22 protein-coding genes are annotated in these 21,465 nt (G+C 63.6%); all 22 read right to left on the bottom strand.

Features of this window, described 5'->3' with window-relative positions; genetic code table 11:
• Positions 1 to 18: 18 nt before the first annotated feature.
• The 22 genes from hypF to HK439_RS04225 all read right to left on the bottom strand — a co-directional run bounded on the left by hypF (position 19) and on the right by HK439_RS04225 (position 20,915).
• The gene (gene hypF / locus HK439_RS04330) at positions 19 to 2,340 is read right to left on the bottom strand and encodes a carbamoyltransferase HypF (protein ID WP_190290146.1); all 2,322 of its coding nucleotides are present in this window, start codon (positions 2,338 to 2,340) and stop codon (positions 19 to 21) included.
• A 7-nt stretch (positions 2,341 to 2,347) separates the two neighbouring features.
• Entirely contained in the window at positions 2,348 to 3,799 is a 1,452-nt protein-coding gene (locus HK439_RS04325) for a nickel-dependent hydrogenase large subunit (RefSeq protein WP_190290145.1), read from the bottom strand.
• Positions 3,800 to 3,821: 22 nt separating this feature from the next.
• The gene (locus HK439_RS04320) at positions 3,822 to 4,838 is read right to left on the bottom strand and encodes a HupU protein (RefSeq protein WP_209011549.1); all 1,017 of its coding nucleotides are present in this window, start codon (positions 4,836 to 4,838) and stop codon (positions 3,822 to 3,824) included.
• The gene (locus HK439_RS04315) at positions 4,828 to 6,198 is read right to left on the bottom strand and encodes a sensor histidine kinase (RefSeq protein WP_190290143.1); all 1,371 of its coding nucleotides are present in this window, start codon (positions 6,196 to 6,198) and stop codon (positions 4,828 to 4,830) included. The genes HK439_RS04320 and HK439_RS04315 overlap by 11 nt, the downstream gene beginning before the upstream one ends.
• 12 nt (positions 6,199 to 6,210) lie before the next feature.
• Positions 6,211 to 7,692, bottom strand: coding sequence for a sigma-54-dependent transcriptional regulator (locus HK439_RS04310; protein WP_190290142.1), 1,482 nt, complete (start codon positions 7,690 to 7,692; stop codon positions 6,211 to 6,213).
• A 10-nt stretch (positions 7,693 to 7,702) separates the two neighbouring features.
• On the bottom strand, positions 7,703 to 8,740 hold the full coding sequence (hypE, locus tag HK439_RS04305; RefSeq protein ID WP_190290141.1) for a hydrogenase expression/formation protein HypE: 1,038 nt from the start codon (positions 8,738 to 8,740) through the stop codon (positions 7,703 to 7,705).
• On the bottom strand, positions 8,737 to 9,885 hold the full coding sequence (gene hypD, locus HK439_RS04300; RefSeq protein WP_190290140.1) for a hydrogenase formation protein HypD: 1,149 nt from the start codon (positions 9,883 to 9,885) through the stop codon (positions 8,737 to 8,739). Before hypD ends, hypE begins: the two co-directional genes overlap by 4 nt.
• On the bottom strand, positions 9,882 to 10,136 hold the full coding sequence (locus tag HK439_RS04295; protein WP_190290139.1) for a HypC/HybG/HupF family hydrogenase formation chaperone: 255 nt from the start codon (positions 10,134 to 10,136) through the stop codon (positions 9,882 to 9,884). The genes hypD and HK439_RS04295 overlap by 4 nt, the downstream gene beginning before the upstream one ends.
• An 11-nt stretch (positions 10,137 to 10,147) precedes the next feature.
• Positions 10,148 to 11,059 carry a hydrogenase nickel incorporation protein HypB gene (gene hypB, locus HK439_RS04290; RefSeq protein WP_190290138.1) on the bottom strand — a complete coding sequence of 304 codons (912 nt, stop codon included), beginning with the start codon at positions 11,057 to 11,059 and terminating at the stop codon, positions 10,148 to 10,150.
• Positions 11,059 to 11,400, bottom strand: coding sequence for a hydrogenase maturation nickel metallochaperone HypA (gene hypA, locus HK439_RS04285; protein ID WP_190290137.1), 342 nt, complete (start codon positions 11,398 to 11,400; stop codon positions 11,059 to 11,061). The genes hypB and hypA overlap by 1 nt, the downstream gene beginning before the upstream one ends.
• Positions 11,400 to 12,521, bottom strand: coding sequence for a hypothetical protein (locus HK439_RS04280; protein WP_190290136.1), 1,122 nt, complete (start codon positions 12,519 to 12,521; stop codon positions 11,400 to 11,402). Before HK439_RS04280 ends, hypA begins: the two co-directional genes overlap by 1 nt.
• Complete coding sequence (gene hybE, locus HK439_RS04275) at positions 12,518 to 13,114, bottom strand: [NiFe]-hydrogenase assembly chaperone HybE (protein ID WP_190290135.1); 597 nt, start codon at positions 13,112 to 13,114, stop codon at positions 12,518 to 12,520. The genes HK439_RS04280 and hybE overlap by 4 nt, the downstream gene beginning before the upstream one ends.
• A gap of 1 nt (position 13,115) precedes the next feature.
• Entirely contained in the window at positions 13,116 to 13,340 is a 225-nt protein-coding gene (locus HK439_RS04270; RefSeq protein WP_190290134.1) for a rubredoxin, read from the bottom strand.
• Positions 13,337 to 14,182: a hydrogenase expression/formation protein gene (locus HK439_RS04265; protein WP_190290133.1), complete on the bottom strand. Its 846-nt coding sequence runs from the start codon at positions 14,180 to 14,182 to the stop codon at positions 13,337 to 13,339. Before HK439_RS04265 ends, HK439_RS04270 begins: the two co-directional genes overlap by 4 nt.
• A gap of 42 nt (positions 14,183 to 14,224) precedes the next feature.
• Positions 14,225 to 14,659, bottom strand: a complete 435-nt coding sequence (locus tag HK439_RS04260; RefSeq protein WP_190290132.1) for a hydrogenase-1 expression HyaE — start codon at positions 14,657 to 14,659, stop codon at positions 14,225 to 14,227.
• Between the two features lie 10 nt (positions 14,660 to 14,669).
• Entirely contained in the window at positions 14,670 to 14,990 is a 321-nt protein-coding gene (locus HK439_RS04255) for a HypC/HybG/HupF family hydrogenase formation chaperone (RefSeq protein ID WP_190290131.1), read from the bottom strand.
• A complete protein-coding gene (locus HK439_RS04250; RefSeq protein WP_190290130.1) occupies positions 14,990 to 15,682 on the bottom strand; it encodes a HyaD/HybD family hydrogenase maturation endopeptidase in 693 nt (230 codons plus the stop codon). The genes HK439_RS04255 and HK439_RS04250 overlap by 1 nt, the downstream gene beginning before the upstream one ends.
• A 371-nt stretch (positions 15,683 to 16,053) precedes the next feature.
• Positions 16,054 to 16,764: a Ni/Fe-hydrogenase, b-type cytochrome subunit gene (gene cybH / locus HK439_RS04245; RefSeq protein ID WP_190290129.1), complete on the bottom strand. Its 711-nt coding sequence runs from the start codon at positions 16,762 to 16,764 to the stop codon at positions 16,054 to 16,056.
• Between the two features lie 9 nt (positions 16,765 to 16,773).
• On the bottom strand, positions 16,774 to 17,346 hold the full coding sequence (locus HK439_RS04240) for a HupE/UreJ family protein (protein ID WP_235987583.1): 573 nt from the start codon (positions 17,344 to 17,346) through the stop codon (positions 16,774 to 16,776).
• Between the two features lie 13 nt (positions 17,347 to 17,359).
• On the bottom strand, positions 17,360 to 19,159 hold the full coding sequence (locus tag HK439_RS04235) for a nickel-dependent hydrogenase large subunit (RefSeq protein ID WP_190290128.1): 1,800 nt from the start codon (positions 19,157 to 19,159) through the stop codon (positions 17,360 to 17,362).
• Positions 19,159 to 20,235, bottom strand: coding sequence for a hydrogenase small subunit (locus HK439_RS04230; protein WP_190290127.1), 1,077 nt, complete (start codon positions 20,233 to 20,235; stop codon positions 19,159 to 19,161). Before HK439_RS04230 ends, HK439_RS04235 begins: the two co-directional genes overlap by 1 nt.
• Before the next feature lie 221 nt (positions 20,236 to 20,456).
• Positions 20,457 to 20,915, bottom strand: a complete 459-nt coding sequence (locus tag HK439_RS04225) for a hydrogenase maturation protease (RefSeq protein ID WP_190290126.1) — start codon at positions 20,913 to 20,915, stop codon at positions 20,457 to 20,459.
• Positions 20,916 to 21,465 lie beyond the last annotated feature (550 nt).

Genomic DNA, 21,465 nt, shown 5'->3' with positions numbered 1-21,465 from the left:
GGGGACGTTGACGCTGTCTCACCCTCCGCTCAATACCCCGATAACGGCCTGGCCCAGAGCCAGGCCGCCGTCATTTGCGGGGACGTGGCGGTGGGAGAGGACATTGAGCCCCTTGCATTTGAGTTGCCTCTTCAGACCTTCGTGCAGGATCTGGTTCTGCAAGACGCCGCCGGAGAGGACGATCCGTTCGACTCCACAGGAAGCGCTAATCTGGCTGACTGTCTCCGCAAGACCATGGATCAGCGCTAGATGAAACCGTGCGGCGATGCGGCCGGTATCCGTCCCTGACGCAAGGTCGGCAAGGAGGTTCCGCCACAGCGGTTCCCACGATATCGACGCCTGCTCTCCCTGCTCAACCGCTAACGGATAGGGCGTTTCGCTGGCGAGGTACGGCCGGGCGAGGCATTCCAGGACGGTGCCGGCGTGGCCTTCGAAATCCTGTTTGTCGAAGCAGACACCGAGCGCCGCGGCGACGGCGTCGAACAGGCGGCCGGCGGAGGAGGACTGCGGTGCGTTGAGGCCGGAGGCGATCATCTTGTCGAGGACCGGAAGCTGCTTTGCTCTTAGTGCGTCGGCCAATTGGCCACTTGGTACGGAGGCCAGATAGCCCGGCCCGAAGGCGGCGGTGAGATGGGCGACCAGGTTCCGCCACGGCTCCCGGATGGCCTTGGCCCCGCCGGGGAGGGCCACGGGCAGGAAGTGACCTTTGCGTTCAAAGCCCCGATAGCCGCCGAGCAGGATCTCTCCGCCCCAGATGGTGCCGTCGTTGCCAAGGCCGAGACCGTCCAGAATGACACCGAGGGACAGGTCTTCGCCCGGAGCGATGCCGTTGTCGGCAAGACAGGCGGCGAGATGGGCGTGATGGTGCTGGACGGGGACAATGCGGGCACCGGTCTCGCGGGCTAACGCTTCGCCCCACTGGGTCGACAGGTAATCCGGATGGCAGTCGACGGCGATCACCTTCGGGTCGTGCCGGAAGATCTGCCGGTAGAGCGCAAGCGTCCGGCGGTATTCCGCGTGGGTGGCGGCTTCTTCCAGATCGCCGAGGTGCTGGGACAGGATCGCCTGACCGTCCTTGAGCAGGCAGAAGGTGGATTTCAGTTCGCCGCCCATGGCGAGCACCGGCAGGCTTTCCTGGAATGCGTCCGGGAGCACCAGCGGCGCCGGGGCAAAACCACGGGCGCGGCGCAGGATCTGGGGACCCGGCGCATCGATCCGTACGACGGAATCGTCGAGCCGGTTCACGATCTCCCGGTCGTGCATCAGCCAGACATCGGCAATCTCCGAGAGGCGGCCCCGGGCATCGTCATTATCGATCGCCTGTGGTTCGTCGGAGAGATTGCCCGAGGTGAACACGAGAGGTCCGTCGACTGCGGCCAGCAAGTGGTGATGCAGGGGCGTGTAAGGCAGCATGAAGCCGAGCCGATCCTGCCCGGGGGCTATAAAGGGGGCGAGGGGTTCCCCTTGAACTTCGAGCAATACGATCGGTGCGGCAGCGCTTTTGAGCTGCGCTTCTTCGGCTGGCGTGACCCGACAATATTTCCGGATCTCCGACAGGCTTGCTGCCATCAGGGCCAGCGGCTTGACCGGGCGCCGCTTGCGCCGGCGCAGTTCGGTGACAGCGGTCTCGTTGAGCGCGTCGCAGGCCAGATGAAAGCCGCCGATGCCCTTGATCGCCGCGATCTGTTCCTGACCGATCCGGCGGGCGGTTTCCTGCAAGGGATCGGCGCAATCGACGGGGCCGGTTTTGTCCTCCAGCCACAGCTTCGGACCGCACACCGGACAGGCGTTCGGCTGGGCGTGGAAGCGCCGGTCGCCGGGGTCTTCGTATTCCGAGCGGCAGGCCTCGCACATGGGAAACGCGTCCATGGACGTGTTGGCCCGGTCATAGGGTATGGCGCGCACGATCGAAAGCCGCGGTCCGCAATGGGTGCAGTTGGTAAACGCATAGCCGTAACGCCGGTTCTCGGGATCGCGGATATCGGCGAGGCAGGCCGGGCAGGTGGCCGCATCGGGAACGATCCCGGTCGAGACTGTGCCATCGACGCTTTTGACGATCTCGAAGGCCGTGCCGGGGGAAGGCTCGGAAAGGTCCTTGAAGGAGATGCTGTCGATACGGGCGAGCGGCGGCGCTTCGGAACGGATGGCGGCCAGAAACCGGTCGAGTCGGTCCGCCTCCGCCCAGGCGTCGATCTCGACCCCTTCGCCGTCATTGCGGACCGAGCCGGAAATGCCGTGGTCCGTGGCAAGGCGCCAGACGTGAGGCCGGAAGCCGACGCCCTGCACCAGTCCCTTTATCCTGATGCGCCGGCCGGTCCGCTCTGCCGTTTGCGTGCCCATGACCGCCTCAATGCACCGTGCAGACGAGGCAGGGGTCGAAGGAGCGGACGATGTGCTGGACCGCGACCGGCTCGGTCTCGCCTGGGCGCACCGGTGCGCCGGCGAGCGCCTGTTCCAGCGCGCCGGGGACGCCGTTTTCATCACGAGGCGAGAAGTTCCAGGTCGTCGGTGCGATGATCTGGTAGTTGGCGATCCGGCCTTTTTCGATCCGGAGCCAGTGGCCGAGCGATCCCCGTGCCGCTTCGGTCAGACCGACACCTTCGCCGGTTTCCGGCAGCTGTCCGTGCGCGATGAAGGGTTGTTCCGGCACCAGCTCATTGGCCCATTGTTCCATGGCGATCACGACCATCGCGATCTCCAGCACGCGGGCTACGACCCGGGTAAAGACATTGCCTCCCGAGGCCGCGACCAGATCGCGGATCAGCGGATGACCGTCGACGAGCTGGCGCGCCAGCGCGCCGACTTCGACAACGTCGCCACTGAGCCGGGGGGCCTTGCACCAGCTGTAGGCCTCGCTTCTCTCCGCATCTGGCTGGGTTGCGCCTTCGAACGGGGCCAGCGGTCCGTCGGAAGCCGCATACCAGGCGTGGCTCAGGTCTTCGGTGATCTGCTGCGGGTCGAGCTCGCCCGGAGCGCCGTTGACGTAAAGGCCTCGACCGAACAGGGGGCTGCTTTCCGTTCCATAGGCGCCGAAGCTCATGTAGCGGCCGGTGGAAGGGCCGAGGGCGGCCAGATCCAGTTCTTGCGCATACTGCAGGAAGCGGCGGAAGTCGCTGCTGATGGCAGGTTTTTCCTCCGCCCAGGCGGCAAGCTCGTCCGCCGACGACAGACCTGCGATCCGTTCCAGCCGGTCGCCGTAAAGATGCCGTTCCAGGAAGCGCCGGAAGGCGGCGAGGATCGCGGCGAGGCGTGCGACTTCTCCGGCTGCCACCGAGCGGGTCGATCCGCCGGGCTGGACAGTGAGCGTGTGCGGCCACTTGCCGGCAAGCAGGCCGAGGACATGCATGAACTGGGCGCGGGCGGGCAGCATATCCTGCGCCGCCGTGCCCTTGATGGCGGTGAACCGGTCGCGGGCGTCTTCGTACCAGCTTTCAGAGGCATACACCTCGCGGGCGAAGTCCGGCATGAAGAACAGGTAGAAATGGGTCAGGTGGTCGGCGACGTTTTCCGTTGCGTGGATCAGACTGACCGCGCGTTCGCCGTTCGCCGGCATGCCGAGACCCATGGCTGCCGACAGGGCCTTTGCCGCGGCGACGGATTGCGACACGGAACAGATGCCGCAGATCCGCGGCGCATAGACGAGGGCATCGAACGGCGCCTTGCCGGTGAGGATCCGCTCAAAGCCCCGGTACAGCGGCGAGACCACCTGTGCCTGACGAACAGCGCCGTCCTGGATGTCGAGCTTGACTTCCAGATCGCCTTCCACGCGGTTGAACGGTCCAACAATCAGGCGGCTCATGAACCCCTACTTCCCAAGGTCGTTACCTTTTCTTCTGTTTGTCGACGGGGGGCTGGCGGAAGTGATCGGCGACGGCGTTTTCCTTCAGGCGTTTCGGGGTCGCGGCCTTGGAGAGCGACGCAAGCGCCACGAACCAGGCCTTGGGCATGTCCGTCGGCAGGCCGACCGGAATGCCGGAGATCTTCGGCGTCTCGGTAAAGCCGTGGCCCGGTTCCTCGAAACCGGGAGCGGTGCAGTTGATGCAGGGGTAATTGCCGTCCAGACACGACCCGGCGCCGTTCCAGGCGCGCATGTTGCAATCGGCGCGGGCCTGGGTGCCCTTGCAGCCGAGGTTTTCCATCATGCAGCCCAGATCGCACAGGCGCTCCGCACTTGCCTTGAACTCGTAGAATTCGTTGCGGGCGCAGCCGTGGTGGACCAGATGCATGGTGTAGGACAGCGGCCGTTCCCACTCGTCGATGTCGCGGGTGGTAAAGCGGCCGGCGGCGATCTGGTGCAGGGTTTCGGTCAGCCAGCCGGGATGGATCGGGCAGCCGGCGACATTGATCACCGGCAGTCCGGCCGCGGACCGGAAATCGGCTCCGAGCAACCCGCCGGGTTTGCGTCCGTCATAGGAAAGGCCGCAGGCATCGACCTCGTTGGAGCCTGCCGCCGTGATGCCGCCGAAGGCCGCGCAGCTGCCGACAGCGATCACATAACGGGACTTCTTTGCCAGCGCCTCGACCCAGTCCATCACCGGACGGTCTGTTCCCGCCATGATGTGGAACTTCCCGGTGCCGTTCGGACCGCGCATGACGGACCCTTCCAGGCACAGGATATCGAGCGGTTCCGAGCCGTCAGAGATCCGTTCCATCAGGTCGATGACCTCGGCGCCGCTGGAAACGCTGAGCGAGGGATGCCACAGCACCTCGATGTTGGCTGCTTCCAGCACGGTCACAAGATCGGGCGCTTCCGCCCCGAGCAGGGACAGCGAACAGCCGCCGCAACCGCCGGACTGAAGCCAGAACAGGCGGACAGGTGCTTTTTCCTCAGCCTTCATTGCGGACATCCGCGGGGACCCTCAGGATGAATTCGGCGCCGCCTTCCGGGCGGTTCTCGACAGAAAGATGGCCGCCCTGTTTGGCCGCCATGTTGTAGCTGACGTAGAGCCCGAGCCCGGTGCCGGAGCCGATCGGCTTGGTGGTGAAGAACGGTTCGAAAATCTTGTCCCGGTGGGCATCGGCAATGCCGGTGCCGTTGTCGGCGACCCGGAGGACGATATCGTCGCCCTGGCGTTCGCCGGAAATGACGATTTCCCCGTCCGGACGGCCGTCGAGCACATCGGCGGCGTTCTGCACCAGGTTGACGACGATCTGGTGCATCTGGCCCTTGCGCCCGGTCATATCGAGACGATCGGGCAGCTCCAGCCGCAGCTCCGGCTTCACCCGCTGTGCCTTGATCACCCAGTCGGCCGCGGTGCGGATCAGCCGGACCACGTTGAAATCCTCGGGCTGTTCCTGCTGGTTGGAGGAGAACCGGCGCAGTTCCTGAACGATGTCGCGCACACGCTCCGCGCCTTCCAGGGTGCCGTCGACCAGCGGGCCGATGTCGCGCAGGACCTGGTCGATCTTCAGGTCCTTGCGCAGGGTCTTCATCTCGTCGCGGGTCTTTTCCTCGTCGCAGGCGGTCAGGTAGCGGGTGATCGCCGCGCCGTAGCGCTTCAGCGCATACATGTTGCCGAAAACGAAACTGATCGGGTTGTTGAGTTCGTGGGCGACCCCGGCGACAAGCCGGCCGAGGGCGGCCATCTTTTCCGACACGAACAGCTGCTGTTGCGTCCGGGTGAGCTTTTCCTGGGCGGCGTCGAGATCGCGATAGGCGCGTTTCAGTTCGCCGACGGGCCGGCCCACCAGCACCATTCCGACCAGGCGGCCGCGATGATCATGCCGGGCGGTGCAGATGGTCGAGATCAGGGCGTTCTGGCTGTCGGTCGCCGCCAGCGAGACGTCGCGCTGGGACACCTTTCCGCCAGTGCGCAGGGCCTGAAGGAAGCCTGTAACAACGCCTTGTGATTTTTCCTGAAATAACTCGGCGATCGGCTGGCCGATCAGCGTCCGCTCCTTCTTGCCGACGATGGCTTCCAGCGCCGGATTGACCTGCTGGATGCGGCCCTCGGTATCGCAGGCGACCAGCACGTCGGTCATGGCGCCGAGCACGGAGCCGATGAAATCCTGGGCTTCCTCCAGGCGCGCGTTCTGTTCTTCGAGCGCCGTCTGGGAATCGACGAGATCCGTATAGACCTCGTCCATCTTCTGGATCACCTCGATCCAGACATTGTCGCCGGTTCCCTCGATCGCGCCGCTCAGCTTCGGCACGACGAGATCGAGAGCGGCATGACTTCCTGGCAGACGCGTTACCATGATCCTACCCGGTTAGCTGGCTGCCCTGCGTACAGACGGCAGCGGCTTGATCTTTTCCAGCTCGTAACGTTCCAGCTTGCTGCGAAGGCCGACCCGTGACAAGCCCAGTTCGCGCGCTGCCTTGGACTTGTTCCAGCGGTTGCGGATCAGCGTCTCGCGGATGATCCGGCTTTCCACCTGGGCCACCCGGTCCTTGAGGGTGCCTTCCAGATCGTCGAGCATGTCTGCATCTTCCTGATCCTGGCTGCGGTCGGCGCGCAGGATGTGGCGGGACAGGAGATCGGCGCCGAGCAGGGTGTCTTCCTTGCCCATGACCAGCATCTGCTGGATCTCGTTCTGCAGCTCGCGCACGTTTCCGGGCCAGTGATAGGTTTGCATGCATTCCAGCGCTTCGTCGGAGAAGCCTTGCACCTGCTTGCCCAGATGATCCATGGCGCGGGACAGGAGAGCCCGGGCGAGGACGGGAATGTCGCCGCGCCGGTCCTTCAGGTCGGGCATGCGGATCACCATGCCGGCGAGGCGGTAATAGAGATCGGCGCGGAACCGGCCGGCCTTGACCTCGTCTTCCAGGTTCTTGTTGGTGGCGGCGATCACCCGGATGTCAACCTTGCGCGTCTTGGCGCTGCCGACGGGCCTGATTTCGCCTTCCTGAAGCACGCGCAGCAGCTTGACCTGGAAGGCGGGAGAGACTTCGCCAATCTCGTCAAGAAAGACGCTGCCGCCGCTTGCCCGTTCGAACAGGCCGACGTGATCCTCGACCGCGCCGGTGAAGGCACCGCGCTTGTGGCCGAAGAGTTCGCTTTCCAGCAACTGGTCGGGCAGCGCGCCGCAGTTTTCCACCACGAAGGGCTTGTTCCAGCGCAGCGAACCGTAATGCAGCGCGCGGGCCGCGAGTTCCTTGCCCGTACCGGAGGAGCCGCACAGGAGCACCGGCACATCATAGGGAGCGACCTGACGCAGGGTGGCGCAGACGTCGTTCATCGGGCTCGCCTTGCCGCGGATGATGCCGTCGTCGAAATCGTAATCCTTGCGCAAGGTCTCGCGGCGGTCGGCAACAACCTTGCGCGCACCGGAGGGAGACATCTTCAGCTCGATCGCGAGCAGCTCGTTCTCGCGCTGAAGCGCGTAGAGGCGGCAGGCGTTCTGCAGGGTCAGGATCAGGTTTTCCGGATGCCAAGGCTTGGTGATGTACTGGAAGATCCCGGCCTCGTTGATGCCGTCGATGATGTCATGGGCGTCCGTGTAGCCGGAGACGATCATGCGGATGATGTCCGGCCAGCGCTGGCGCACGGATTTCAGAAACTCCACTCCGGACTGCTGGGGCATGCGCTGGTCGCACAGGATCACCTGGATCCAGTCCTGTTCCAGAATGGCGTTGGCGTCCTCGATGGTCGCGGCGGTCCTGACCTCGAAATCGTCGCACAGGATCCGTTCCAGGGACTCCAGCGAGCGGATCTCGTCGTCGATCAGAAGGATCGTGGGCAGGTCGGTCATGAAGCAGCCCTCAACATATCCGCGGCAGCTGTTCGCCGGCTAACCAGTCGACGACGCGCTGTCCTCCAAACCCGGTTTTCATGCGCACAAGGCCGTTTTCATCCTCGACCACCTCGCCGATAACGGCCGCCTGCGCCCCGAGCGGATGGCGCCGCATGACTTCCAGCAGTCGCTCGGTGTCTTCCGCCTCGCACAGGCAGATCAGCTTGCCCTCGTTGGCGACATAGAGCGGATCGAGACCGAGCAACTCGCATGCGGCGGCAACATCGGGCTTTACCGGAATGGCGGCTTCGTCGAGCATCATGCCGACACGCGCGGTCCGGGCGATCTCGTTCAAGGTGGCCGCCAGGCCGCCGCGGGTCGGATCGCGCAGAACGGCGATGCCGGGCACTTCCGTGACCATGGCTGCGACCAGCGTGTGAAGTGCTGCGCTGTCGGAGCGGATCTCGGTTTCGAATTCCAGGTTTTCCCGTTTGGACAGGATCGCGACACCATGGTCGCCCATGGACCCGGAGACCAGGATCGCCTGGCCGGGCCGGGCATTGCCGACGGCGATATAGACATCGTCCGGCACGACACCGAGGCCGGTCGTGGTGATGAAAACGCCGTCGCCCTTGCCCTTTTCCACCACCTTGGTGTCGCCGGTCACGATCGGCACGTTGGCCTCGCGCGCGGCATGGGCCATGGAGAGCACGATCCGTTCCAGATCGGCGAGCGGAAAGCCTTCTTCCAGAATAAAGCCGGCGGTCATGTAGAGCGGCCTGGCGCCGGCCATGGCGACGTCGTTCAGGGTGCCGTGGACGGCGAGCGAGCCGATGTCGCCGCCGGGAAAGAACAGCGGCGAGATCACGTGGCCATCGGTGGACATCACCAGCCGGCCGGCGGGCACGCGGAAGCGGGCTGCGTCATGGCCCTGATCCAGGATCGGATTGGAGAGATGGCGGTGAAACAGGTCGCGGATCAGCTCCGCCATGGCCCGGCCGCCGCCGCCATGGGTCATGTCTACCGACCCGGTGCGGAACGAGAGACGATCGTCGATCTTGTTCATGCTGCCGCCTCCTTTTTCTTCGCCGGTTCGCGGAACCGTCCATAGCTCCAGTAGGCAGCGCAGGCGCCTTCCGAAGACACCATGCAGGAGCCCATCGGATTTTCCGGGGTGCAGACCGTGCCGAACAGCTTGCAGTCGGTCGGCTTTTTCGCGCCGCGCAGGATCGCCGGGCATTCGCACGACTTGACCTCGCGCGACTGCTTTTCGCTGACGGCGAAGCGCTTTTCCGCGTCGAAGGCGGCGTAGCACTCGCGGATCTTCAGCGCGCTGTCGGGTACCGTGCCCAGTCCGCGCCATTCGAATTCGTCGCGGCGCTCCATCACCTTGTCGACGAGCGCCTGGGCCTTCGTGTTGCCCTCACGCGTGACGACACGGGTGTACTGGTTCTCCACCTCGTACCGGCCCTCGTTGATCTGGCGGATCAGCATCAGCACGGACTGCATCACATCCAGCGGTTCGAACCCGCAGATCACCACGGGTTTGCGGTAGAGTTCGGCGCCCGCCTCGTAGGGTTTGGAACCGATGACCGCGCTGACATGGGACGGCCCGAGAAATCCATCGATCCGGACCTGTTCCAGATCCCGGGGATCGGGCGACCCGAGGACATGTCCGATGGCGGCCGGGGTGAGCACATGGTTGCAGAAGACGGAGAAATTGGTGAGGCCTTCGGCCTCGGCCTGCAGGATCGCAACGGCCGTCGGCGGGGTCGTCGTCTCAAAACCGATGGCGAAGAAGACGACCTCCCGGTCCGGATTGTCGCGGGCGATCTTCAGGGCGTCGGCGGTCGAATAGATCATGCGAATGTCGGCGCCGTCCGCTTTCGCCCGGATCAGCGAGCGCTGCTTGGTGCCCGGCACCCGCATCATGTCGCCATAGGTGCACAGGATGACGCCGTGGCGTTCCGCCAGTTCCACGGCATCGTCCAGGCGGCGCACGGGCAGGACGCAGACCGGGCAGCCGGGGCCGTGAACGAAGGTGACGTTGTCCGGCATCAGGTCCTGGACCCCATAGCGGAAGATCGCATGGGTGTGACCGCCGCAGAATTCCATCAGGTAATAGTGCCGCGACGGATCCGCCTCAGTGGCGATTGCCTTGGCGAGCTTTTCGGCAAGATTGCGGTCCCTGAATTCGTCGACGTATTTCATGCTGCGCTCTCCCCGATTTCGGCGAGTTCTTCCGAAAGCACGCCGGCCTCCGCCATCAGCTGCAGAGTCCGGGCAGCCTCTTCCGGGCTGACCTTGTGCAGCGCGTAGCCGACATGGATCAGGACATAGTCACCGACCTCGATGTCTTCCACGAGGGCGACGGAAATCCGCTTCTTCACCCCTTCGAGCGCGACGACGGCAATGTTGCCGTCTTCCAGTTCAACCACCCTTGCCGGAATTGCCAGGCACATATCGCTCTCCCTTATTCCGCGGCCGCACCGGCCGGATGGCCGGCAAGCTGCATGGCCCGCGCCGCCTCGATCCAGGCGCACCAGCCGGGCATGCCTTCGCCCGTGCGGGCGGAGACCTGCAGCACCTTGATTGCCGGATTGACCTTGCGGGCGTTGGTAATCGCTGCTTCCACATCGAAATCGAGATGGGGCAGCAGGTCGGTCTTGTTCAGAAGCACCAGGTCGCTGGCGGCGAACATGTCCGGGTATTTCAGCGGCTTGTCCTCGCCTTCGGTCACCGACAGGATCGCCACCTTGTGGGCCTCGCCGAGATCGAAAGCCGCCGGGCAGACCAGATTGCCGACATTCTCGATGAAGACAACGCTGCCGTCCGCCGGTGCAAGATGCTCCAGCGCATGGCCGACCATGTGGCCGTCGAGATGGCAGCCCTTGCCGGTGTTGACCTGGATCGCGGGCGCGCCGGTAGCGCGAATCCGGTCCGCGTCGGCCGAGGTCTGCTGGTCGCCCTCGATGACATAAGGCTTCAGCCGTCCGGCCAGCATTTCGATGGTCTTCACCAAAAGCGTCGTCTTGCCGGAGCCGGGGCTGGAGACAAGATTGAGCGCGAGAATGCCGCGGTCGGCAAAGAACCGGCGGTTTTTCGCTGCATAGGTGTTGTTCTTCGACAGGATGTCCTGTTCCAGCTGGATCAGCCGCGTCTGGCTCATGCCGGGCACGGAGGTTCCGGCCGGGCCTTCGCCGTAATGATGGGCACCATGATCATAGGAATGGTCGTGATGATGGTGGTGGTGGCCGTCGTGCCCATCGTGATGGTGATGATGGTCATGTGCGTGTTCGTGGATGTGGGCGTGACCGTGCTGATGGCCATCACCCTTGCCCTCGATGCGAACCTCGCCGTCGCCGCAACCGCAAACCGTACACATCAGTTGACCTCCAGTTCCTTGATCCGAAGTTCCTCGCCGCCCGTCACCTGCAACTGGTGCGAGCCGCAGAGAGGGCAGGCATCGAAACGCTCTTCGATGGCAACGCTCTGCCCGCAGGGCATGCACCAGGCCGTACCGGGTGTTTCGATAATCTCCAGCCGGGCGCCATCGGCGAGCGTGTCGCGCATGACCACGTCGAAGCCGAATTTCAGCGCCTCGATCTCCACGCCGGAGAGTGGACCGATCTCGAGGCAGACCCGCTCCACCTTTGAAAAATCCTGAGCTTGCGCCTGGTCCCGGAGAAGCCCGAGAATGCTCTCGCAAATGGACATTTCGTGCATCACCCGGTCCTCACTTCATAGGCGAAACAAGGGTCGATGGCATTGACGACCAGGTTGGCGCGCAGGCGCCGTTCGTCTTCATTCGCGGCACGAAGATCATCCAGACAGCGGGCGGCGATGCCGTGGCTCGCGAAATTCCGCTCCGTTGGCGGCAGCATCCGATAGGTGGTGACACGATCCTGCTCGATCGTCGCGGTATGGATCAGCGGGCCGCGCGCAGCTTGCACCGCTCCGTATCCCGTTCCGGTTTCGTCCCGGATCGCCGGGGCCGGACGGGTTTTTTCGGTCAGGACGGCGAGCATTTCACCCGGAAGCCGCGCCAGTTCGACCAGACGGGCGATAAAGCGGGCACCAAGGCCCGGCGTGCCGAGACCTGTCAGAAGCGGGTCGTCCGCGCGACGGATGTAGGATGTGGCTTCCGCCATTCCGTTTTCGCTTTCGGTTGAAAGCCAGGCCGGCAGGGTGCGGGCGTCGAACTCCGGAAGGCGGACCGGTGGGAAGGCGGCGACGCAGAAGCGGTCGGTCGCAAACAGCCACAAGATGAACCGGCCGGCCGCGGTCTTTGCAGATTCCGCCCAGCCGCGAAGGGAGTCAGGGCCGCGGCGCGACAGCCAGCGGTCAAGTGGCTCGCCGAAGACGGTCGCCTTCAGGAACTCTGCGGCTTCCGCGATGATCCGGTACAGCGGCTCCCTGGTCATGGAGACCTTTGCGCCAAGAGAGAAGGGTGCCGACGCTTCCGACAGCGCGGTCTGGAACCGAGGCAGGATGGTCATAGCCTGCCGTGCCGCCAAATTGTCTGCCGTCTGTCCCATGAGCCTTGGCCAGTCCATGATTGCCCGCAGTCCATGTTCCCGCAGACACTCCATCATCGTCAACGCCTGCCGTGCGCGAGCGGTCTCGTCGGCCACCGTTATGTCGAGCGCGCCTTCCAGGGCCAGAACTGCCGCATGGGTCTGGGCGGTCGCGCAGACGCTGTGAAGCGCCGGGACGAGCCTGAGTACCTCTTCCGGCGTCTTGCCGATGAAAAGACGGGTGACGTCGGCCGGCGGACGGAAGGTCACGCCAACCGGTGTGCCGGGCCTGGCCGGCAGCTCGATCAGGACTTTCCCTTCGGTGCTCACAAGTTCGTCTCCCGGAGTTTTCCGGTCAAAAGGCCGCGCCGGCTGAAGGCGGATGGCGCGGCGGCTTCGTCTTCATCTTCCAGGGCTGCCACAGGTTCGGCGTCTGCATCGATCTCCTCCTGGACGCCGCTTTCGGCATCCGGCCATTCGCCGCGCCAGATCTTCTGCATGTCGCGGTCGGCGTCGTTGTCTTCGTCCTCGGATTCGAACAATTCGGTCAGTGCCGCTTCGGCCGCGGCTTCAGCGGTTTCCATGTCCGTAAACTCGAACACCGGCGAGAACAGCGAGCACATCCAGATAGAACCGAGATCGTCCTCATGTCCACGGATGAATTCGAAGGATCCGGCGGGAAAGCCGAACATCCGCTTTTCGCCGGTACGGATTATAACCCCGTCCGTTTCCTGAGGCAGCAGGACCACATTGATGAACCAGGGGGTGATCAGGATGCTCAGCCAGAAGCCGTTCCAGGCATGCGTCCCGACGGCGCGTACCTCAAGCGCATCGTTCAGTATCGGAACCCCGTCCATGCGTTCGGAGTGCACCTGCCGGAAGCAGGTTTCCAGACGTTCGGAAATGGCTGCGGCATCGACCATGTCAGCTTTCCCCGATCACCATGAAGCCGTCCTTGCCGGCGTCGCATTCCGGGCAGGTCCAGTGATCCGGCAGGGCGGCGAACGGCGTGCCTGCCGGGATCTGCCAGTAGTCGTCGCCTTCAACCGGATCGTAGACGTGCCAGCAGATCTTGCATTCGAGCTTCGTCTTCGGCCCGATCTTGCTGGCGTCGCCGCCGTAGGAGCCTGCGAAAAAACCGGCTGTCATCGGTAGACCTCCAGAATTTCGTTCAGACGGTCTGCGGAGTCGGCGATGTCCTCCGGTGCAGCGCAGGCCACTTCGGGAATGCGGCAGATCTCGATCGTGTTCAGGATCAGCGTGTCCTGCGAATTGTAGAACTGGACCCACCACGCATTCTTCGTGGCCGTCGCCGTGATCCGGCAGTTGCCGTAGCCGCGCGACAGGATCGTGATTTCGCCCCGGCCGAGAAGGTCGTTGAGAAGGCCGAGGTCCTCCTCGGTATGCGGCAGCAGCGACAGGTTGATGACATGGGGCAGGGCCGCCCCTTCGGAGCGGGCGACGTAGTCATTGATTTCCGGCAGCAGCGGCGGCGCATTGAAGATATTGGGGCCGAAACGGTCGGGTATCGCGATCTGCGCCTGGGCGCCGTCGAAGGCTTTCGTCAGAACGCCTTCGGGAAAGGGAGAGACTTCCGCATAGTCGGCGACGAGCCTGCCGTCCGCATCGGCTTCCCGGACCCGCCATACACCGGCAAGAACGGATTCCTGCGCCTGCAGCGCCGCGCCGCCGATCACCGAGACCTCGCCCTCGCCAAGCACCTGGTTGACCAGTTCGAGATTGGCGGCATCGAGCTTGCTGAAGTCCGCACGGCCGGCCGCGGCGGACGGGTCGTAGCTTTCGAGCAGCTGCAGCAAGTCCTCCAGAGCGGCCTTGCCCGCGGCGAGATCTTCCGTGTCTTCCGGCTCCGGCAGGTCGGGCGCCGCGAAGATCATCATGCCGGATGGCATGGACATGTAGTCCAGAACGCCGCCGTCCTCATCCGCCGGCTGGCTGCCCGGCCCGACCATCGATCCGATTGGATTGCTCATGTTCCGTCCTCTCCCTCAAATTAGAAACTGTGCACCCGAAGATCAGTGGGTCAGGCCCTCTGGCGCTACGCCGCAACCGTCTGGGAATTTGAATGGCGGCGGATCGCTCGGCTCGCGCGCCAGGATTTCCGGGATCTGGACCTGGTAATCGGCCCAGTCGAGAATGCCCTGCAGGACGCCGAGATAGTCGCCGCGGCGCAGGAACACGATTGCCGGAAAGGCATTGAAGAGATAGCGGCGCTGCAACTCCCGCTCGCTGTCGCGGGAAACGATCAAGGGTGTGACATGCCCGCCGAGCGCCTTGTCGAGTTCCGGCAGGACAACGGCGACATCGTTGCTTTCCGCCAGACGCGCCGCGTCGCCGGCGAAGAACAGCATGACGAAGTCATGGGCCTGGGCGATCTCGTCCAGGGTGTCATGAGTGACGACGTCATAGCCTTCCCGGTCGATGATCGATTGCAATAGCGGTGAAAACATGAGTTTTGCCTCAAGGGTTGGAGGGTTTCGCAACGGCGGGCTGCAGGAAGTCCGGCAGGGTCGGTTCCCGGTCGATCAGGTCGGCGAAGAGATGCTCGAAATCCGTTTCTCCGCGCATGGCCATTTCCAGTGCTTCGATCGCGTCGGCTGATTGTCTTGCCGCTTCCTCGGTGAGGACCTCGCGGGCAGCGCCCAGAAACACCATCAGCCAGGTCCCCGGCGCGACCTCGCCGACGAGGCTGAGATCGATCACCTGTTCCGCGGTTCGGCTCCGGCATCGGGCGGTCAGTCCGGAAACGGAAAGCACCTGCATGGGGACGCCTATGCACATCAGGTCGACCCCGCCGTGGTGTTGACGAGCCGTTCCATTTCCGCCTCGAAGTCTTCCGGCCCGCGCCAGCGGTCATCGGCGATCACCCGGCTGTCACCATGGCGGACAGCCTGGGTCTCGTCCGGCCGTCCGGTCTCGTAGCGGCCTAGGGTCATTTCCAGGGAGGCAATGGTGTCGTCTTCGCCGAGCGGGCGGCTGCGCGGGGAGACGGAAACGCCATGTTCCTTCAGGAAGGAAAGGGCAAGATCGATGGAAGGGCCGATCTGCGCCTTGACCGCGGGCCTGAGGCTGCCGCCGTAGTCTTCGAGCTCCACCGGCTGGACGCCGATGAGCAGCAGATGGTCGGGGTAGTCGCCCAGCATCTCCGACATGGCGAGCACTTCCTGAAAGCCGGTCTGGTGCAGGGAGATCTTCTTGGCACCGAGGAATTTCGGGACTTCCGACCCTTCGACCCGCTTCAACGTTCCGGGCGGCAGGCCGTAGTCGACCGCGTCGAAGACGATCAGGATGTCGGCATCGCGTATGTGCTGGACGAGATAGACGCCTTGAGTGCCGCCGTCCATGACGCGGACATTGTCCGGCGTTTCGTAGTGGCGATGGAATTCCTCGACCGCGCGAACGCCGAAGCCTTCGTCGGCCCACAACAGGTTTCCGATGCCGAGAACGAGCACGGCAGGTGCGTCAGACGTCACAATGCATTCCTCCCTCTTGCAGTCACCTCCCAATGGGTGTGATGCAATCCTCTGCCCCGCCGGCGCATTCGAAGCGCTTCATGAACGTGCGGGACAAAACAGGTATCGCAAGAGCTGTGCCAGACCTTTGGCGGTTCTTATCTTGTTGTTTTTTCAGTATTTTTCATCAAAAGACGATATCTGTATGTTTAAATAGTATCCGTTTTGAAAAATAAATGGAAAGAAAGTATCCAATCGTGATTGAAGGCCGGTTCCAGGAAGCCGCCCAGGCAGCCCCGATTGGAAACGAGGAATCCAATCCGGAACAAAAAAGCGGCGGAACCGAACCGGTCCCGCCGCAGGGAACTGTGATGCGCACAGTCTGAATAAAGTCAGTGCCGGTCATCCATCGGCTTGTCATCCCGGAAGGTCCGCCAGCCGGAGAACATCGAGGAGATGATCGACTGCCGGGACATGATGTCCTCGCGGACAGCGGCATAGACGTGGACGATGACGAAGCACACGATCACCCACAGGCCCAGGTGATGCCAGGTATGAACGTCCTGGCTCTGGCCGAACAGGGGAATGACCCAGCTTGAGAACATCGTGTACTGCCAGGAGCCCATTCCGGTGCCTTCGCCGTAGAGCGCGAAGCCGGTGACGATCATGAAGACGATCGTCCAGACGAACATGACATGCATGACGATCGTCGCGAGCGGATTGTGGCCGGCGTATTTCATCGGCGCACGGGTGATCATGGCATACCACTTGACCTCGTGAACGAGTTCCTTCCAGAAGCTCCCCCGCCAGACCGGCGGCAGGAAGATCTGCCGGGCATGCTTGTTGCCGACGAAGGCCCAGTAGATCCGGAGCAGAATGCCGACGGCCAGGATGTAGCCGGCGGTAAAATGCAGGAACCGGATCCAGCCGAACAGGAAGTGGAACGACGGCTCGCCATGGATGGACGGCAACGGCGACCCGATCAGGTATCCGGTGACGCCGAGGACGAGGATCGCCAGGGCATTGACCCAGTGCCAGATGCGCACCGGGGCCTCATAGACATAGACGGCCTCTTCCTTGTGGGCGGTGGTCTCAACGGTCATCGCGCCCTCCTATCCGCCGGCGAGCACGAGGCCGGCGGTGAGAACCGCCAGGCCCGATGCGGCAAGGCCGTGCCGTGTGGTTGCGAGAACCCGGCCGACGCCATAGCCGGTCAGGTGCAGGGCGGCACTTGTGATAAGGAAACCGGCCATATAGGCGCCGATCGCGCCCGCGGCTTCCGCCCCATGAGCATGGCCGTGCAACAACGCGAAGATGCCGATGACGGTCAGTGCGAACGTCGACGGGATGCGGCGGCCTGCCACGAGCAGAACAGCGAGCCCGAAGATCGAGGCGAGAATGCCCGGCTCGACAAACGGAAGCGGCATGGCGGCAAGGCCGAGGCCCGCTCCGGCGGCAAGCAGGAGTACGAACAGGACCGGTGCCTGCCAGGCCTTTTCCCTTGGCTGTGCCGCCGACCAGAGCCCGACGGCGACCATGGCCAGCAGGTGATCGACGCCGAGGACGGGGTGGGACACCCCGGCCCCGAAGCCCGTGACGACGCCTCCGGTATGCGCCAGCGCCGGCGAAACGGCGACCGCGGCGATCCCGACGAAGGCGAGTGTGGTTTTCATTGCGTTCGACATGATCTTTCCTCCCTCAGCGCACCTTGACTTCGGCCAGTTCCTCGCCGTCCGGACCCATGACATGGGTGGAGCAGGCAAGGCACGGGTCGAAGGAATGCAGGGTACGCAGGATTTCGACGGGTTCTTCCGGCCGCTCCACCTTGGTGTTCATGAGCGAGGCTTCGAAGGCGCCGATGTTGCCGTCATTGTCGCGCGGGCTGCCGTTCCAGGTGGTGGGTACGACGCACTGGTAGTTGTCGATCTTGGTGTCCTTGATCTTGATCCAGTGCGCCAGTGCACCGCGTGGCGCTTCGGTGAAGCCGACGCCCTTGACCTCTGTCGGCCAGGTTGCGGGATCGAACTTCTCCACGTTGGCGGTGGCGGAGTCGCCGGCCTTGATGTTGGCGATCAGCTTGTCCATGAAGTAGCGCTGCATTTCCGCCGCCCACTCGCATTCCAGCGCCCGGGCCGCGGTGCGGCCGAGGGTGGAGAACAGGGCGGTGACCGGCACGTCGAGCGTCTTCAGCGTCCGGTTGATCTGCTCGGTGAAATATTCATGACCCTGGGCGTAGCCGACGACGTAACGGGCGAGCGGCCCGACCTCCATCGCGTGACCGCGCCAGCGCGGCGCCTTGATCCAGGAATATTTCGCGCTCTCGTCGATGTTGACGATGTTGGTCTTCGTGCCGATCAGGTTGGGCCCGAGCGCGTAGTTCGGCTCGGTGATGCCGTCCCAGGGGTGCAGCCCGCTCTTTTCGTCCGGATAGGCATACCAGGAGTGGGGCACGAATTCCTGGATCTGTTCCGGATCGCGGAGATCGATCTCGTGCACTTCCTTGAGGTTGCCGTCGATAATCGCGCCTTGCGGCATCAAAAGGTTGCCGGCCGAATAGTCGTTGGCCTTGTCCGGGATGTCGCCATAGGCAAGCACGCTCTGGCCGGACAGTCCGCCGCCGTAGAGCCAGCCCTTGTAGAACTGGGCGATGGCGAACAGGTCGGGGATGTAGACGTTCTTCACGAAGTCCAGAGTGCGGTCGATGACGCCGGAGACATAGTTCAGCCGGTCCATGTTGACCGGCGCACCGGCAGCCATGTCACCGTCGATGTTGATGGCACAGGGCACGCCGCCGACAAGCCAGTTCGGATGGGTGTCCTTGCCGCCGAAGATCGTGCGCGTGGTCATGATCTCTTTCTGGAAATCGAGCGCTTCCAGATAATGGGTCACGGCCATCAGGTCGGCTTCCGGCGGCAGCAGATAGGCCGGATTGGTCCAGTAGCCGTTCTTGAACGGACCGAGCTGGCCGGATTCGACGAACTTCTTCAGCCGGTTCTGGACGTCCCGGAAATAGCCCGGCGACGACTTGGGATTATGCGGCGAAATCGTCTGTTGTAGCTGCGAGGTCGCCTTCGGGTCCGCCTTGAGCGCATTGACCGGGTTGACCCAGTCGAGCGCGTGCAGGTGATAGAAGTGCACTAGGTGATCGTGTACCTGCAGCGACAGCTGCATGATGTTGCGGATCGAGTTGGCGTTTTCCGGGATGTCGATCTTGAGCGCATCTTCCACGGCGCGCACGGAGGTGAGCGCGTGGGTGCCGGTGCACACGCCGCAGATGCGCTGGGTGAAGGCCCAGGCGTCGCGCGGGTCACGGCCTTTCAGGATCACTTCCAGACCGCGCCACATGGTGCCGGTGGAAACCGCGTTGCGGATGACGTTTTCCTCGTCGATGTTCACCTCGCAGCGCATGTGACCTTCGATGCGGGTGACCGGATCGACGACGACGCGCTGGCCGGAGGTGTCGAGATTGAACCCGTTGGGTGTCTGCCTGGTTGTCATTATTCGTCTCCCCCCTTGTAGCGCGCGCGCTTGATGGCGCTGATCCCGGCATGGGCCGCTGCAGCCGCGCCGACGACGACGGCGGCAGTGCCGCCGATCTTGTCGGCGTTGGCCTCGATGCCGAAGCCGTGGATGTCGGTCAGGCGGTCATAGAAGGAACCCTTGTCCCAGAAGCCGTCTTCCGAACAGCCGAAGCAGGGATGGCCGGACTGGATCGGGAAGGACAGGCCGCCGTTCCAGCGCACGGTGGAGCAGGCGTTGTAGGTGGTCGGACCCTTGCAGCCGACCTTGTAAAGACAGTAGCCCTTGCGCGCGCCCTCGTCGTCGAAGGCTTCCACGAACTGGCCGGCGTCGAAATGGGGCCGGCGGTAGCACTTGTCGTGGATGCGCTGGGAATAGAACATTTTCGGCCGGCCCTGCCGGTCGAGTTCCGGGAACCGTTCGAAGGTCAGGATATAGGTGATCACCGCGGTCATGACCTCGGCGATCGGCGGGCAGCCGGGCACCTTGATGATCGGCTTCGGCGCCAGTCCCGGCACCTTGTGGATCGGCGTCGCCTGGGTCGGGTTCGGCCGGGCGGCCTGGACGCAGCCCCAGGAGGCGCAGGAGCCCCAGGAGATGATTGCCTTGCAGTGATCGGCTGCCTTCTTCAGCTGTTCCAGATAAGGTTTGCCGGCGATGATGCAGCTCATGCCGTCCTGGTTGAGCGGCGGGTTGCCCTCGCAGGCGAGAATGTAGTTGCCGTCGTATTTCTCGATGGTCTCGTCGATGATCGCTTCCGCCTGGTGACCGGCAGCCGCCATGATCGTGTCGTCATAGTCGAGCGAGATCATCGACAGGATGACGTCCTTGGCCAGCGGATGGGCGGAGCGGATGAAGCTCTCCGAGCAGCAGGTGCATTCCAGCCCGTGCAGCCACAGCACCGGAATGCGCGGCTTGTTTTCCATCGCCTCGGCGATCTTCGGCGCAAAGCTCGGGCCGAGCCCGAGCGCCGCCGCCGTCAGCGAACAGAATTTCAGGAAACTTCGGCGGGTAATCCCCTGCCGACGCATCACGTCGTAAAAGGTTTCTGTCATTCGGGCTTTTCCTCCGCTTGCCTCTTTTGGCCCCCAAAAAATGTGCGATGAGCTCGCACGCGTCCGGGAGGAGCAAAGCAACCGCTATGCCAGACCGTCTGAATTCATGTATTTCAATGGCTTATGGGTTTTTTGGCGCGATTGACGTCGATGGAGGGCGGACGCCGGCTGGCAGTTTTCCAGCCGAACTGGAAAGCGTGTTTCCAGCCTGAAACAGGATCTCAGACGTTTTTCGGAAGCGTTTCGGCGATCCGGGCGATCAGCTTTTCCGCCGTTTCCCGCACGGCCGGAGACAGGCGGTCGCCGGCGCTGAAATCGGCGCCTTCGATGCCGTAGACCAGCAGGCTTTGCGGCAGGGCGCCAAGGGCGCGGGCCGTCTCGACCGCTTCCGCAAGACCGAAACGGTGGGTGGAATAATGGAACAGGTCGGCCGGCAGCTTTTCCGCGATCGCATCGAGAACGATCAGCGTTCCGGCGTCAACGCCGCTGCGCGTCGCATCGACCAGGATAATCTCGTCATGGGTCTGAAACAGATCGATCAGTCCCGTACCGTCGCCGGCATGGACGTGGGCGGCAAGGCCCTTTGCGGCGAGCGCCTCGGCGACGAACGGTCCGACACCGTCATCGCCGCGCAGGGCATTGCCGACGCCGACGATCAGCGGCTGAGGGTTGCCGGGCACTTCTTATGTTCTCGCCGTATTCGGGGAAGGCCTTGCCGTTTCCCCCGTGTCATCCCTGCCAGGGTACGGACCGGGGACATAGCTGACAGGTGTTCGGAGACATGGTTGACACATGCCCCGGCGGCTTAAAGAGACACCGGGGGTACTGGATCCCGGTCTCTCGCTGCGCTCGCACCGGGATGATAACCGTGTGTGAGGAATGGACGTGCCACTTGCACCCGTCTCCCCCCTTAAGGGGGAGATGTCACCAAAGGTGACAGAGGGGGGGTGCGGTGTTTGTTTCGTATTCGGGCGTTGGTTCATGCCGGAAGGTCGGACACCTCCCTCTGTCCGCTTGCTCGGTGACATCTCCCCCTCAAGGGGGGAGAGGGGAGTCCAGGCAAAGCGGCCGTATATAAAACAACGCCAGATATGCCCCAAGTTACCTCTCCCATTGGGAGAGGTCGGAGCGCAGCTCCGGGTGAGGGGATGTAGCCTATCCGTATCCCTGAGAGTTTTGCGCCCCTCACCCCAACCCTCTCCCCATGGGAGAGGGGGCCGGCTTTGCCAA

This window comes from Roseibium aggregatum (genome assembly GCF_014692675.1).
Classification (GTDB): Bacteria; Pseudomonadota; Alphaproteobacteria; order Rhizobiales; family Stappiaceae; genus Roseibium; species Roseibium aggregatum_C.
The sequence above is the reverse complement of the archived record's forward strand: the minus strand, read 5'-3'. Positions and strand labels throughout refer to the sequence as shown.